The sequence below is a fragment of the Acidovorax sp. CF316 genome (assembly GCF_000276605.1).
In the GTDB taxonomy this organism is placed as follows: domain Bacteria; phylum Pseudomonadota; class Gammaproteobacteria; order Burkholderiales; family Burkholderiaceae_C; genus Acidovorax.
The window spans coordinates 1-13,655 of sequence record NZ_AKJX01000090.1 but is presented as its reverse complement, the minus strand read 5'-3'; the positions used below and the strand labels follow the sequence as shown (position 1 = coordinate 13,655).

Annotated in this window: 10 protein-coding genes, 2 tRNA genes and 1 pseudogene; 6 read left to right on the top strand and 7 right to left on the bottom strand. The window is 69.0% G+C overall.

Going from position 1 to position 13,655, the window contains the following annotated elements; all coding sequences use genetic code 11:
* Nucleotides 1-31: 31 nt before the first annotated feature.
* From pyrH to rpsB, 3 genes are all read right to left on the bottom strand, one after another.
* A complete protein-coding gene (gene pyrH, locus PMI14_RS07615; protein ID WP_007852283.1) occupies nucleotides 32-754 on the bottom strand; it encodes a UMP kinase in 723 nt (240 codons plus the stop codon).
* Between the two features lie 62 nt (nucleotides 755-816).
* Complete coding sequence (tsf, locus tag PMI14_RS07610) at nucleotides 817-1,746, bottom strand: translation elongation factor Ts (RefSeq protein WP_007852280.1); 930 nt, start codon at nucleotides 1,744-1,746, stop codon at nucleotides 817-819.
* A gap of 104 nt (nucleotides 1,747-1,850) precedes the next feature.
* Nucleotides 1,851-2,603: a 30S ribosomal protein S2 gene (gene rpsB, locus PMI14_RS07605; protein ID WP_007852278.1), complete on the bottom strand. Its 753-nt coding sequence runs from the start codon at nucleotides 2,601-2,603 to the stop codon at nucleotides 1,851-1,853.
* A gap of 169 nt (nucleotides 2,604-2,772) precedes the next feature.
* Between rpsB and PMI14_RS07600 the strand changes: the two genes are divergently transcribed.
* Both PMI14_RS07600 and PMI14_RS07595 read left to right on the top strand, forming a co-directional pair.
* A complete protein-coding gene (locus PMI14_RS07600; RefSeq protein WP_007852276.1) occupies nucleotides 2,773-4,107 on the top strand; it encodes an amidase in 1,335 nt (444 codons plus the stop codon).
* Between the two features lie 48 nt (nucleotides 4,108-4,155).
* The gene (locus PMI14_RS07595) at nucleotides 4,156-5,391 is read left to right on the top strand and encodes an FAD-dependent oxidoreductase (RefSeq protein WP_007852274.1); all 1,236 of its coding nucleotides are present in this window, start codon (nucleotides 4,156-4,158) and stop codon (nucleotides 5,389-5,391) included.
* Nucleotides 5,392-5,422: 31 nt separating this feature from the next.
* Here PMI14_RS07595 and PMI14_RS07590 read toward each other — a convergent pair whose 3' ends face one another.
* The gene (locus PMI14_RS07590; protein WP_238541816.1) at nucleotides 5,423-6,289 is read right to left on the bottom strand and encodes a methylglyoxal synthase; all 867 of its coding nucleotides are present in this window, start codon (nucleotides 6,287-6,289) and stop codon (nucleotides 5,423-5,425) included.
* Nucleotides 6,290-6,518: 229 nt separating this feature from the next.
* Between PMI14_RS07590 and PMI14_RS07585 the strand changes: the two genes are divergently transcribed.
* Nucleotides 6,519-8,039 (top strand): bifunctional ADP-dependent NAD(P)H-hydrate dehydratase/NAD(P)H-hydrate epimerase, encoded by a 1,521-nt coding sequence (locus PMI14_RS07585; protein WP_035202794.1) that lies wholly within the window; start codon nucleotides 6,519-6,521, stop codon nucleotides 8,037-8,039.
* A gap of 21 nt (nucleotides 8,040-8,060) precedes the next feature.
* Here PMI14_RS07585 and PMI14_RS07580 read toward each other — a convergent pair whose 3' ends face one another.
* Nucleotides 8,061-8,792 (bottom strand): AraC family transcriptional regulator, encoded by a 732-nt coding sequence (locus PMI14_RS07580; RefSeq protein ID WP_007852270.1) that lies wholly within the window; start codon nucleotides 8,790-8,792, stop codon nucleotides 8,061-8,063.
* 79 nt (nucleotides 8,793-8,871) lie between these two features.
* On the opposite strand from PMI14_RS07580, the gene PMI14_RS07575 reads away from it, so the two are divergent.
* Nucleotides 8,872-9,846, top strand: coding sequence for an alpha/beta fold hydrolase (locus tag PMI14_RS07575; protein ID WP_007852269.1), 975 nt, complete (start codon nucleotides 8,872-8,874; stop codon nucleotides 9,844-9,846).
* 55 nt (nucleotides 9,847-9,901) lie between these two features.
* On the opposite strand, the gene rnr is transcribed toward PMI14_RS07575, so the two are convergent.
* Nucleotides 9,902-12,238 carry a ribonuclease R gene (gene rnr, locus PMI14_RS07570; RefSeq protein ID WP_007852265.1) on the bottom strand — a complete coding sequence of 779 codons (2,337 nt, stop codon included), beginning with the start codon at nucleotides 12,236-12,238 and terminating at the stop codon, nucleotides 9,902-9,904.
* A 19-nt stretch (nucleotides 12,239-12,257) separates the two neighbouring features.
* On the opposite strand from rnr, the gene PMI14_RS07565 reads away from it, so the two are divergent.
* Both PMI14_RS07565 and PMI14_RS07560 read left to right on the top strand, forming a co-directional pair.
* A tRNA-Leu gene (locus PMI14_RS07565) sits at nucleotides 12,258-12,342 on the top strand.
* Nucleotides 12,343-12,629: 287 nt separating this feature from the next.
* Nucleotides 12,630-12,714: transfer RNA gene (locus PMI14_RS07560), tRNA-Leu, on the top strand.
* 211 nt (nucleotides 12,715-12,925) lie between these two features.
* Here PMI14_RS07560 and PMI14_RS34110 read toward each other — a convergent pair.
* Nucleotides 12,926-13,655 (bottom strand): annotated as a pseudogene (locus PMI14_RS34110) (DUF349 domain-containing protein); the annotation flags it as partial.

Below are 13,655 nucleotides of genomic sequence, written 5' to 3'. Positions count from 1 at the left end.
GGCCAGCGCGCAGCCGGCCCGTGCATCGTCATCAGGCGTAGACCAGCGTGCCTTCGTCCTCGCCCATCACCACGCGCTTGAGCGCACCGTGCTTGATGATCGAGAACACCCGCACCGGCAGCTTCTGGTCGCGGCACAGGGCGAAGGCGGTCGCATCCATGATGCCCAGGTTGCGGGACATGGCCTCGTCGAAGCTGAGCTTCGTGTAGCGCGTGGCCGTGGGATCCTTCTGGGGGTCGGCAGTATAAACGCCGTCCACCTTGGTGGCCTTGAGCACCAGCTCGGCACCGATCTCGGCACCGCGCAGGGCCGCAGCCGTGTCGGTGGTGAAGAAGGGGTTGCCGGTGCCGGCCGCAAAGACCACCACCTTGCCCTCTTCAAGGTACTGCAGCGCCTTGGGGCGCACATAGGGCTCGACCACCTGCTCGATGGCGATGGCGGACATCACGCGGGCGATCAAACCCTGCTTGTCCATCGCATCGGCCAGGGCCAGCGCATTCATCACGGTGGCCAGCATGCCCATGTAGTCGGCAGTGGCCCGGTCCATTCCGACCGAGCCGCCCGCGACGCCACGGAAGATATTGCCCCCACCGATCACCACCGCCACCTGCACGCCCAGGCGGGTGACTTCGGCAATCTCCTCCACCATGCGCACGATGGTGGCGCGGTTGATACCGAAGGCGTCGTCCCCCATCAGCGCCTCACCAGACAGCTTGAGCAGGATGCGCTTGTGGGCTGGTGCAGCGTTGGACATGGGAAATTTCTCCGGTAGGTGGTGCAGGGCTTTGGTGGGGTTGTTGCGGGAGTCGGCGGCGATCAGGCCGCGGCCTTGGCGGCAGCCACCTGGGCGGCCACTTCGGCTGCGAAGTCGTCGACCTTCTTCTCGATGCCTTCGCCGACCACGTACAGGGTGAAGCCCTTGACGGTGGTGTTGGTGGCCTTGAGCATCTGCTCGACGGTCTGCTTGCCGTCCGCAGCCTTCACGAAGACCTGGTTGAACAGCGAGACTTCCTTGAGGTACTTCTGCACGCCGCCTTCGATACGCTTGGCGACGATTTCGTCGGACTGCACGGGCTTGCCTTCGGCTTCGGCCTTGGCCTTGTCTTCAGCCGCCTTGGCAGCAGCCACCGAGCGCTCTTTTTCGATCAGGTCGGCAGGCACGTCGGCGCTGGTCAGGGCCACGGGCTTCATGGCGGCCACGTGCATGGCAACGTCCTTGGCAGCCGTTTCGTCGCCTTCGAACTCGACGACCACGCCGATGCGCGTGCCGTGCAGGTAGGAGGCCAGCTTGTTGCTGCCACTGAACTGCTTGAAGCGGCGGAACGACATGTTCTCGCCGATCTTGCCGATCAGACCCTTGCGCACGTCTTCCAGCGTGGGGCCGAAGCTGTCTTGCTCGTAGGCCAGCGCACCCAGGGCAGCCACGTCGGCGGGGTTGTGCTTGGCGACCAGCTCGGCAGCGGCGTTGGCCAGTGCGATGAAGCTGTCGTTCTTGCTCACGAAGTCGGTTTCGCTGTTCACTTCGACCAGGGCGCCGGTGGTGCCGCTGATGAAGCTGGCGACCACGCCTTCGGCGGTGATGCGCGAGGCGGCCTTGCCGGCCTTGGTGCCCAGCTTGACGCGCAGCAGCTCTTCGGCCTTGGCCATGTCGCCGTCGGCTTCCGTCAGGGCCTTCTTGCATTCCATCATCGGGGCGTCGGTCTTGCCGCGCAGTTCGGCAACCATGCTTGCGGTAATTGCAGCCATCTTTGTTCCTTCGGTGTTCAGTTCAGTGGGTTCAGATTCGGGCTAAAAAAAAGGGGGCCAACAGAGCCCCGCTTTTGTTCGCGACGGATCGCGCAGCCGGGCTATCAGGCGGCGGCTTCTTGCACTTCCACGAATTCGTCGCTGCTTTCGCCGGTGGCGGCCTTGACGACTTCGTTCACTGCGTTGGCACGGCCTTCGATGATCGCGTCAGCGATGCCGCGGGCGTACAGCGTCACAGCCTTGGCCGAGTCGTCGTTGCCGGGGATCACGTAGTCGATGCCTTCAGGCGAGTGGTTCGTGTCGACCACGCCGATCAGCGGGATACCGAGCTTCTTGGCTTCGGCCACGGCGATCTTGTGGAAGCCCACGTCGATGATGAAGATGGCGTCGGGCAGTGCAGCCATGTCCTGGATGCCGCCGATGTCCTTCTCGAGCTTCTCGATCTCACGGGTGAACGTGAGCTGTTCCTTCTTGCTCAGGCTGTCCAGGCCGGTTTCCAGCTGGGCCTTCATGTCCTTCAAGCGCTTGATCGAGGTCTTCACGGTCTTGAAGTTCGTCAGCATGCCGCCCAGCCAGCGCTGGTCGACGAAAGGCACGCCAGCGCGTTGCGCTTCGGTGGACAGGATTTCGCGGGCTTGGCGCTTCGTGCCGACCATCAGGATCGTGCCGCGGTTGGCAGCCAGTTGCTTGGCGAACTTCTGGGCTTCCTGGAACAGTGGCAGCGACTTTTCCAGGTTGATGATGTGGATCTTGTTGCGATGGCCGAAGATGTAGGGGGCCATCTTGGGGTTCCAGAAGCGGGTTTGGTGACCGAAGTGGACACCGGCTTCCAGCATTTCGCGCATGGTAACGGACATAAAAATACTCCAAAGGTTAGGTCTAAAATCAGCCCCAATATTTGCAACGCCGTGTTTCCCACGACCGCTGCAACACCTTGACAGGGCTGGTTTGCGATTGGTTTTGCTACAAGCCGCCACGCGCAAAGCGCTACTGCTCCCAGCAAAACCCAAGGATTCTAGCACACCCATGCGTCCCGACCTTCTTGCCACCCGCTCGGCGCTGCGGGCAGGCGCCAGCACCCCGGCCACCGAACTCGAACGCTGCATCGCCGCAGCACAGGCACCGGCCAACACCCACACCTTCCTGCAGACCCATTTCGACACTGCGCGCACCACCGTGGTGCAATCGGGCACCATCGACCAGCCCCTGGCCGGGCTGGCGGTCTCGGTCAAGGACCTGTTCGACATCGCGGGCCAGGCCACGACGGCCGGCTCCACCGCACTCGCCGGCAGCCCCGCGGCGCAACAGGACAGCCCGGCAGTTGCCCGGCTGCGGGCAGCCGGCGCCAGCCTCATCGGCCGCACGAACATGGTTGAGTTCGCCTTCTCCGGCGTCGGGGTGAACCCCCACTTCGGTACGCCCGCCGCCTGGGATGCGCGCTTTGGCGCCCTGCCCGGCGAAGCCCGCGTGCCTGGCGGCTCCTCTTCGGGGGCAGCGGTCTCCGTGGCCACGGGCGCGGCCTTCGTGGGCCTGGGCTCGGACACGGGCGGCTCCATCCGCATCCCGGCGGCCCTGAACGGCATCGTGGGTTTCAAGAACACGCAGCGCCTGGTGCCCACCACGGGCGCGGTACCCCTGTCCACCACGCTCGACACCGCCTGCGCCATGACACGCAGCGTGCGCGATGCCATCCTGGTGCACGAGCTGCTGTCGGCCACGCGCGTCACGCGCAGCCCTGCCCCGCTGGCCGGTTACCGGCTGGCCGTGCCCACCACCCTGTTCCTGGACGGCATGGACGCCACGGTGGCCCGCGCCTTCGAGCGCACCCTGGCCACGCTGCGCAGTGCCGGCGCGCGCATCGACACCATCGCCCTGCCCGAGGCGGCGCAGCAGCCCGCGTACGGCTTCTCACCCCCCGAGGCCTACGCCTGGCACCGCGAACTGCTGGCCGCCAAGGGCGACCACTACGACCCGCGGGTGCGCGCCCGCATCGAAAAGGGCGCCACGCTTGCGGCATGGGAGTACATCGCCCTCGTCGGCATGCGCCGCGCCTGGCAGGAGCGCATGCACGCCGCCATCGACGGCTACGACGCCCTGCTCTCGCCCACCGTGCCGATCACGGCGCCCACCATCGCCAGCGTGGCACCGGGCAGCGAGCGCGACGAAGAGTTCTTCCGCGTCAACACCCTGCTGCTGCGCAACACCAGCCTGGTGAACCTGCTGGACGGCTGCGCACTGTCGCTGCCCTGCCACGTGCAGGGGGAACTCCCGGTCGGCCTGATGGTCTGGCAGGGAGCGATGCGCGACGACGGCGTTCTCAACGCCAGCCTGCAGATCGAAAAAGCACTACAAGAAAAATAGCGACCGGCGTTCGCCGGAAACCGGCCAACGCAACCCATACTCCCACCCATGAAGATTGCCATCGTGGGCGCCGGCATCATCGGCGTCACCACTGCTTACGAACTGGCCCGCGACGGCCATGAGGTCACCGTCCTCGAGCAGCGCAACGCCGCTGCCGAGGACGCCAGTTTCGCCGCCGCCGGCCTGCTGGCCCCCGTGCTGCCCACCCCCTGGTCACTGCCGGGCATGGCGCCCGCCCCACGCCTGCTGGGGGCGCAGTCCACGGTGCGCCTGGGCCCGGGCTTCGGCCGCGCCGACGTCTCCTGGCTATGGCAATGGAAACGCCTGGCCAGGCGCGGCCCCGGCCCGGCCACCGCCCTCGAGCGGCTGGCGCAGTACAGCCTGGAACGCACGCTGCAGATCGCCTCCGAGCACGAACTCGACTTCGAGGCCAGCCCCGGCCGCCTGCTGCTGCTGCGCACCGAGCAGGACCGCACCGCCCTGCAGCCAGCCTTGCAGTGCCTGCGCGATGCCGGCGTGGCCGTGCAGGAGATCGATGCCGCCGCCGCCCAGAAGCTCGAGCCCGGCCTGTGCCCCGAAACGCCGCTGGCCGGCGCCATCTCGCTGCCCGGCGCTGCCGCCGGCAACTGCCGCCTGTTTGCGCAGCTGCTGCGCCAGGGCACGCAGGCCGGCGGCGTGCACTTCGCCTTTGGCACGCGTGTGGAGCGCCTGTCCACCAGCCCCACGGGCGTGGTGCTCGCTGGCGAGGCCACGCCGCAGCGCTTCGATGCCGTGGTGCTGTGTGCCGGCATGGCCTCGGCCGCCCTGCTGCCCGCCTTCGGCCTGCGGCTGCCGATGACGGCCGTGCATGGCTACTCCATCAGCGCACCGCTGCGCGAGGACACGCACGCCCCGCAGGCCAGCGTGGTCGATGTGCAGCAGCAGATCAGCATCACCCGCCTGGGCCTGCGCGTGCGCGTGGCCGGCGGGGCGGAGCTGGGCAGCGCCGACGCCGAGCACCATGCACCCACGCTGGCGCGCCTGTACCGCACGCTCAACGACTGGTTCCCGGGCGGTGCACAGCTGTCCACCGGCGTGCAGGCCTGGCGCGGCGCGCGCACCATGCTGCCCGACGGTGCGCCCGTGATCGGCGCCAGTGGCGTGCCGGGCCTGTGGCTCAACACCGGCCACGGCACGGGCGGTTTTGCCCTGGCCAGCGGCAGCGCGCGCGCGATTGCCGACCTGGTGGCCCAGCGCAACCCCGCCGTGGACCTGGACGGACTGGGGATGCGGCGCTTCGGATAAGCCCCGCCGGGACGGGAGCGCCGGCCTAGGCCTAGGCCCAGGCGCGGGCCCAGGCATCGGCCATGGCCGGCGTGTGGTAGCAGGCGGCCTCGAAGCTCTTGGTGCAGACCGCGCGCTCCAGCAGCTGGATGTCCGCCTCGTGCTGGCGCGCGACATGCACATCCTCGAAGAACAGCACCTTGTCGCAGCGCTGGTCGAGCACCAGCTCGGCAATCTGCGCATCGCCGCCCAGCGGACCGCTGCGCAGGGGCTGCACCCACGGCCGCTCGCGCGGCCAGCCGCGTGACCAGGCCATCTCGTTGAGCCTCCCGCCCGTGGTGCCGGTGGCAAAGCGCTCCTGCGTTTGCGAGAGCAGGTCGAAATGGCGGTGCGCAAAGTCCACCATGGCCGACTTGAGGGCGTCATGGGCGATCAATGCCAGCGACTGCTGCCCGATCAAGGGCACCATGGCCGGCGGGCGCTGGCGCAGCGAGACCCCGGCCTGGAGCGCAGCCTCCACGGCCACCCATTCGGCGGCCGCCGCCACGGTCAGCAGCAGGGGCTTGCCATGCGATATGCACTGGCGCTTGAGGGCCTGCGCCTCGGGGTACAGGGACGAGGGGTCGAGCGGGTCCAGCAGGTAGATGGCGCCGGCCAGCTCCTGCTCGGTATGCACGCCGCCCGCGATGCGCGAGACCATGCGCATCACGCCGCCTTCGCGCCCATAGGGCAGGCGCATGAGGCGCGGAAAGTGCTCGGCCAGGGCCAGTTGCTCGATGGCGTCGGCCGATCCTCCCACGGCGGCAACACCCAGCTGGAGCTCCTGCAGCACCGACCGCGACGCCGCGGCCCATCGGGCCAGGCCGCCATCTGCGGTCGAGCGGTGCAGGCGGTGCGCCGCCAGGCCAAAGGTTCTCAAGGGAAGGGTTGTCGTCACCAGAGGGCTCCCAATGCAGTTTGCAGACCGGCCAGTTCGCCACCCCCAAGACGGGTGCAGGCGACCCCCGAGAGCCGCCAGAGCCTGGCCGTTTCTTCCAGTTCCTCCAGCGCGGCCATAGCCTCAGCAGGCGTACGATGCCACACATTGGGACCGACCGCCCTCGGCGCAGGCAGACCCGCCCATGGCCCTGACGGCGCACAATGCGCGCATGCACCGCATCACCCCCGGGCACCCCCATGCCCTGCACCACACCGCCGCCACCCGCCGCATCGAGCGCGAAGCCGCTGCCGGCCTGCCGCCCCATACGCTGATGCAGCGCGCCGGCCTGGCCGTGGCCCGGCTGGCGCAGGCCCTGGCACCCCATGCGCGCACGGTGTGGATCGCCTGCGGCGCGGGCAACAACGGCGGCGACGGCCTGGAGGCCGCCATGCACCTGCGCCTGGCCGGGCGCCGCGTGGTGGTGACCTGGCTGGGCACGTCCGAGACCGCGCCGCCCGACGCGCGCCAGTCGTGGGAACGGGCCCTGGCCGCCGGCGTGGAATGGGCCGATGCAGCCCCCACCGATCTCACCGGGGCGGACCTGTGCATCGACGCCCTGCTGGGCATCGGCATCACCACCCCGGCAGCGAACGCAGCACCGCGCGCCCCCAACGAACGCCTGCTGGCCTGCCTGCGGCAACTGCAGGCCAGCCCGGCACCGGTGCTGTCGGTGGATCTGCCCTCAGGCCTCGGTGCGGACACCGGCCAGTTCGGCCCGGGCCTGGCGCCCGATGCCCTGCTGCACCACACGCCCTCGCCACGCCACACGCTGAGCCTGCTCACGCTCAAGCCCGGCCTGTTCACGGCAGCCGGGCGCGATGCAGCGGGCAGCGTGTGGCTCGACGACCTGGGCGTGGCGCCCGGCCACGAGCCCCCCAATGCCTGGCTCACCGGCCCGCCCCTGCCCGCGCCGCGCGCACATGCCAGCCACAAGGGCAGCCATGGCGACGTGGCCGTGGTGGGCGGCGAAGGCCTGGCCCTGCGCGGCATGGGCATGGCGGGTGCTACCCTGCTGGCCGCATCGGCCGCCCTGCACCAGGGCGCGGGCCGTGTGCTGGTGGCCCTGCTGGATGCCGGCCACATGGAGGTGGACCTGCAGCAGCCCGAGCTGATGCTGCGCCGCTTTGGCGCGCTGGAACTGGGCCAGCTCACCGTGGTCTGCGGCTGCGGTGGCGGCGAGGCCGTGGGCAGCGTGCTGCGCGAGGTGATCACGCGTGCGGCGCGCCTGGTGCTCGATGCCGATGCCCTGAACCTCATCGCGCGCGATGCCGCGCTGCACGCCCTGGTGGTGGCGCGCGGCCAGCACGGCCAGCCCACCGTGCTCACCCCGCACCCGCTGGAGGCCGCACGCCTGCTGGGCCTGACCACCGCCGAGGTGCAGGCCGACCGGCTGGATGCCGCCCAGCAATTGGCCGCCCAGTTCAACTGCGTGGCCGTGCTCAAGGGCTCGGGCACGGTGGTGAGCGCGGCCGACCGCGTGCCTGCCATCAACCCCACGGGCAACGGCCGGCTGGCCACCGCCGGCACGGGCGACGTGCTGGCCGGCATGGTGGGCGCCCGCCTGGCCGCGGGTGCCGGCGCCTTGCGCGCCGCCAGCGAGGCGGTCTACGCCCATGGCCTGGCGGCGGACCTGTGGCCCGCCGGACAAGCCCTCACGGCCAGCGCACTGGCCCGGCGCATCGCACCCTGAAGAAGCAAGGGATGCCGGGGCTCAGGGCACCAGCCGCACTTCCTTCAGGGGCTTGAGCACGCTCGACGGCGTCATGCCGAAGGTCTGGCGGAACATGCGGCTGAAGTGGGCCGAGTCGCTGAAGGCACCGTGCAGGGCGGCATCGGTCAGGCGCGGGCTGGTCGCCAGCCCCGCCATCGCCAGGCGCACCTGCGACCACACCCGGTAGCTGCGCAAGCTGACGCCCATCTCGGCCCGGAACAAATGGTTGAAGTGCGATGCCGACAACTGCACGCCCGATGCCAGGCCGTCGCGCCCGAGCCGCGCCTCGCCGGGGTGGCGCAGCCACTGCAGGCTGCGCTGCACGCGCACATCGAGCGGCCTGCCGGGGTCGCAGCGCAGCCGCAGCAGCGACGGCAGATCGAAGTGGTGCAGGTAGGCGTCCATGGCGCTGCGCGAGCGCACCGGGATGGCCACGTCCGGGATCACGCCACCGTGCACGGCAAAGGGCTGGCGCAGGCTGCGCGCCTCGTGCGAGTCGGGCTCCAGGTACATCAGCGCCACCTGCTCGCCGCAGGGGTCCAGCAGGTGCTGCACGCCGGCATCGACCAGGGCGCTGTGGCAGCGCTCCACCCGCCCGCCCTCCAAATGCAGGGCGAAGCGGCCCGACAGGCCGATCAACAGCACCGGCGCCGCATGCCCATGCCAACCCGTGGGCGGCAAGCCGCCCACATACAGGGCCCGGTCGCCCCCCAGGGTCAGCGTGCTGTTCACTGGCGCAGCCCAAACATGCAAGTCTTCAAACCATGCTCCCGGTAGCCTTCATCGATCCCCACCCACCGGAGACCTGTTCTTGAAGCGCATTGTCCTTTTTACCGCGGCAGCACTGGTGCTGGCCACCACCGCGCTCTACTACGCTGCACCGGCCCTGTTCCAACAGCCCTTGCTGCAACTCAACCGCCAGCTGTCGGGCCTGGCCGCCCACACGACCCGCATCAACGGGCACGAAGTGCACTACCTGGACAGCAGCGCTGCGCCGGCCGGTGGCCGGCTCCCCGTCATCCTGCTGCATGGCATTTTTGCGGAGAAAGACCACTGGGCGGATTTTGCACGCCCGCTCACTGCCACCCACCGCGTGGTCGTGCCGGACCTGCCAGGCTTTGGCGAGAGCACGCGCGACGAAGCCCTGCCCTACGACTACGCGGCCCACGTCGCGCGGCTGGTCGCACTCATGGATGCCTGGGGCATCGAAAAAGCCCACCTGGCTGGCAACTCCATGGGCGGCACCATCGCGGCACTGCTGGCGCGCGAGCACCCGGAGCGCGTGGCCAGCGTGGCATTCATCGGTGCCCCGCACGGGCTGCGCTCGCCCCGGCCCAGCCGGATGGACCAGCTCATCGATGCCGGGCAGCGCCCGCTGGTAGCCCCCGATGCCGCCGCCTTCGAGGCCATGATGGCGCTGGTGTTCGAGAAGCGCCCCTTCCTGCCCTACCCCATCCTGCACGCCACCGAGCAGGCAGCGGCGCGCAACGCGGCATCCAACACGCGGCTGTGGGATGCCCAGCTCAAGGACCGCTACCTGCTGGGGCAGCGGCTGGCAGGGCTGCAGCAGCCCGCGCTGGCGCTGTGGGGCGAGCAGGACCGCGTGTTCGACATCTCGGGCACCCAGGCCCTGGCCGCGCTGCTGCCCCAGGCACGCATCGAGCCCCTGCCAGGCATCGGCCACCTGCCCATGATGGAAGCCCCGGCCGACACGGCGCAGCGCTACCTCGCGTTCCTGCAACAGACCGCACCGCAGGGCCCGGACCAGCGCGCCGCACGGCCCTGAAAAAAAACAGCCCGCGCAGGCGCGGGCTGTTCGGTTCATCGGAGTGCCCCAGGCCTCAGCCGCGGCGCGGCTTGCGCCCCTTGCTGCCAGGCTTGCCCTTGGCGGCAGCCTTCTTCACCGAGGCCTTGAGCTCCTGGATCGGTGAACGCGCCGCGCGCTCGCGCGTGAGCGATGCCATCTCGGTGGCCGAGGGATCGGCCGCCTTCGGCTTGGAGCGGCCACCGCCGCCGCCCCCCTTGCGCGGGCCCTTGCCGGAACCACCGGAGCCATCCTGCGACACGCCCTTGTCCTTGAGCGCGCGGCCCACGAGTTCTTCGCCCTCGCGCACCAGGCGGAAGTCGATCTTGCGGCCGTCGAGGTCCACGCGGCTGACCTGCACCCGCACCCGCGCGCCGATGGCGTAGCGGATGCCGGTGCGCTCGCCGCGCAGCTCCTGGCGCGCCTCGTCGAACTTGTAGTACTCGCCACCAAGTTCGGTGATGTGCACCAGGCCCTCGACGTACATGGCATCGAGCGTGACGAAGATGCCGAAGCTCGTCGCCGCGCTGACCACGCCGCTGTATTCCTCGCCCAGGTGCTCGCGCATGTACTTGCACTTGAGCCAGGCCTCCACGTCGCGGCTGGCCTCGTCGGCGCGGCGTTCGTTGGCGCTGCAGTGCAGGCCCGCGGCCTCCCAGGCCTGGACCTCGCGGCTCGGGGGCTTCACATCCTTGCGCGGCTTCATGCCGGGCGCCGCGACGCGCGATGCCAGGCGCTTGGCCAGCTTGGCATGGGCCTCGCCCGGCGTGGGCAGCGAAGGCAGCTTGTACTGCGTCTTGCCCAGAATGGCCTTGATCACGCGGTGCACCAGCAGGTCGGGGTAGCGCCGGATGGGGCTGGTGAAGTGGGTATACGCCTCGAATGCCAGGCCGAAGTGGCCGCTGTTGACGGGCGTGTAGATGGCCTGCTGCATGGAGCGCAGCAGCATGGTGTGGATCTGCTGGGCGTCGGGCCGGTCCTTGGTGGCCTCGGCGATGGCCTGGAACTCCGAGGGCTTGGGATCGTCGCCGATGGTCATGCCCACGGCCATGGCCTTGAGGTAGTTGCGCAGGATCTCCTGCTTCTCGGGCGTGGGGCCTTCGTGCACGCGGAACAGGCCGGGCTGGCCGCCCTGGGCGATGAAATCGGCGCTGCAGACGTTGGCGGCCAGCATGGCCTCTTCGATGAGCTTGTGCGCATCGTTGCGGGTGCGCGGCACGATCTTCTCGATGCGGCCGTTCTCGTCGCAGATGATCTGCGTCTCGGTGGTCTCGAAGTCCACCGCGCCGCGCTGGCGGCGTGCCACCAGCAGCGCACGGTACACGTCGTGCAGGTTGAGGAGGTCGGGGATCCGCTCCTTGCGCTTGCTGGCCTCGGGCCCGCGCGTGTTTGCCAGGATGGCCGCCACCTCGGTGTAGGTGAAGCGGGCATGGCTGTGCATCACGGCCGGGTAGAACTGGTAGGCATGCACCTCACCCTTGGCGTTGACCAGCATGTCGCAGACCATGCACAGGCGCTCGACATCGGGGTTGAGCGAGCACAGGCCGTTGGACAGCTTCTCGGGCAGCATGGGGATCACGCGGCGCGGGAAGTACACGCTGGTGGCGCGGTCGTAGGCATCGATGTCGATGGCGCTGCCGGTCTCCACATAGTTGCTCACGTCGGCGATGGCCACCAGCAGGCGCCAGCCCTTGCCGCGGCCCACGCGCGCAGGCTCGCAGTACACGGCATCGTCGAAGTCGCGCGCGTCCTCGCCGTCGATGGTGACCAGGGGCACGTCGGTCAGGTCGACGCGGCGCTTCTTGTCCTGCGCGCGCACCTTGTCCGGCAGCTCCTTGGCCTGGGCCAGGCACTCGGCCGAGAACTCGTGCGGCACGCCGTACTTGCGCACCGCGATCTCGATCTCCATGCCCGGGTCATCGACCTCGCCGAGCACTTCGGTGATGCGGCCCACGGGCTGGCCGAACAGGGCCGGCGGTTCGGTCAGTTCGACCACCACCACCTGGCCGGGCTTGGCGGCGCCGGTGGCGCCCTTGGGGATCAACACATCCTGGCCGTAGCGCTTGTCTTCGGGTGCGACCAGCCACACGCCGCTTTCCTGCAGCAGGCGGCCGATGATGGGCTGGGGCGGGCGCTCGATGATCTCGACCACGCGGCCTTCGGGACGGCCGCGGCGGTCCTGGCGCACGATGCGCACGCGCACGCGGTCCTTGTGCAGCACGGCACGCATCTCGTTGGGGGGGATGTAGATGTCGCCTTCGCCGTCATCACGCACGACGAAACCATGGCCATCACGGTGCCCCTGCACGCTTCCTTCAATTTCGTCCGACAAATGTGCAGCGGTAGCGCCGGGGGTGGATTTTTTGATATACAATCTGAGTCTTTCCTGAAATGCCCAGGTGGCGGAATTGGTAGACGCACTAGTTTCAGGTACTAGCGAGTAACATCGTGGAGGTTCGAGTCCTCTCCTGGGCACCAAGTTTAACGAGAACCGGTGATGGTTTTCAAAATATCGAAGCCGCTGTACCCACAGCGGCTTTTTTATTTTCCGCCCTGCCCCTTGCGGCATCGTCGGCGCGAGGTGGCACCAGGACGGAACCGCGGCAATCATGTGCCCTCTTCGCGCTCACGTGCGGCACGAGCACCCTCCGGCACCCCGCTGCAACCGCTCGCGGCACAGCGCAAGCCACCAACTATTTTCAAAAAAGTGGGCAACTTTCCTGGCGGCCCCAAAAAACGTTCTATAATTCAAATCTGATCTGAAAGCCCAGGTGGCGGAATTGGTAGACGCACTAGTTTCAGGTACTAGCGAGTAACATCGTGGAGGTTCGAGTCCTCTCCTGGGCACCAAACACATAAAAAGCCGTTGCATTCGCAACGGCTTTTTTGTTTTGCGGCGCGACTTGAGGCCCCTCCCTCGCCAAGGCTCGGGCCCTGCACCCAGCCGCTCTGTCGCAGCACCCGCCAAAAACAACGCGCCTTCGCAGCCATACCCGAAGGCATGCACGCGAAGGCGCGCCATGCAAGCGCGCGGGGCAGCAGCCCCGCACCCTCTTGCTTGCTACTTGCGCAGCAGGTTCTTCAGCACGTTCTGCAGACGGCGGGCCGTGGCCGCATCGCTGGCGCTGGCCAGCACGCGGGCGGCATCCTGGCCCCAGGTCTGGTCGGGTGCCGGGTCATTGCGGCGCGTGAGCAGTTGCAGTTGCAGCAGGCGGCGTGCAGAGATGTGCTCGGCCGGTGTAGGAACCTCGGCCGCCATCTCCAGGCGCAGCAGGGCTTCGGCGGCATCGCCCTTGGGCGCGGCCGTCAGGGCCTGCGTCCAGGCCGTGCGCACGGCCGGCGTCACGCGGCCACCCAGGTCCTGCGTGCTCGGCACCTGCGCCGCATCGCGCTTTTCCCAGGCCGACAGCAGTTGCGTGAGCGCCTCGCCATGGGCCTGCGCCGCCAGCTTCTTGAGCGCCAGCTGGGCATGCTCCATGGCGTCGCGCTGGGCGCGGAAGGCCGTGTCACCCAGACGCGGGCCACGGTCTTCATAGGCTGGGCGGTCACCGAAGCGACCACCGCGGTCACCGCCACGGTCTGCACCGCGATCGCCAGGACGGCCATCGCGCGGGCCGCCACGGCCTGCTGCATCACCGCGGCCGCCATCGCGGCGCTCGCCAGGGCGTCCACCACGGCCTGGGGCCGCAGGCGCATCCTTCTTCATGCCGGGGCGGTCGTCGCCACGCACGGCCACCACGGGGCGGGCAGGCTTGGGCGGTGCTGCCGGAGCTGCGGCAGGAGCAGCAGCC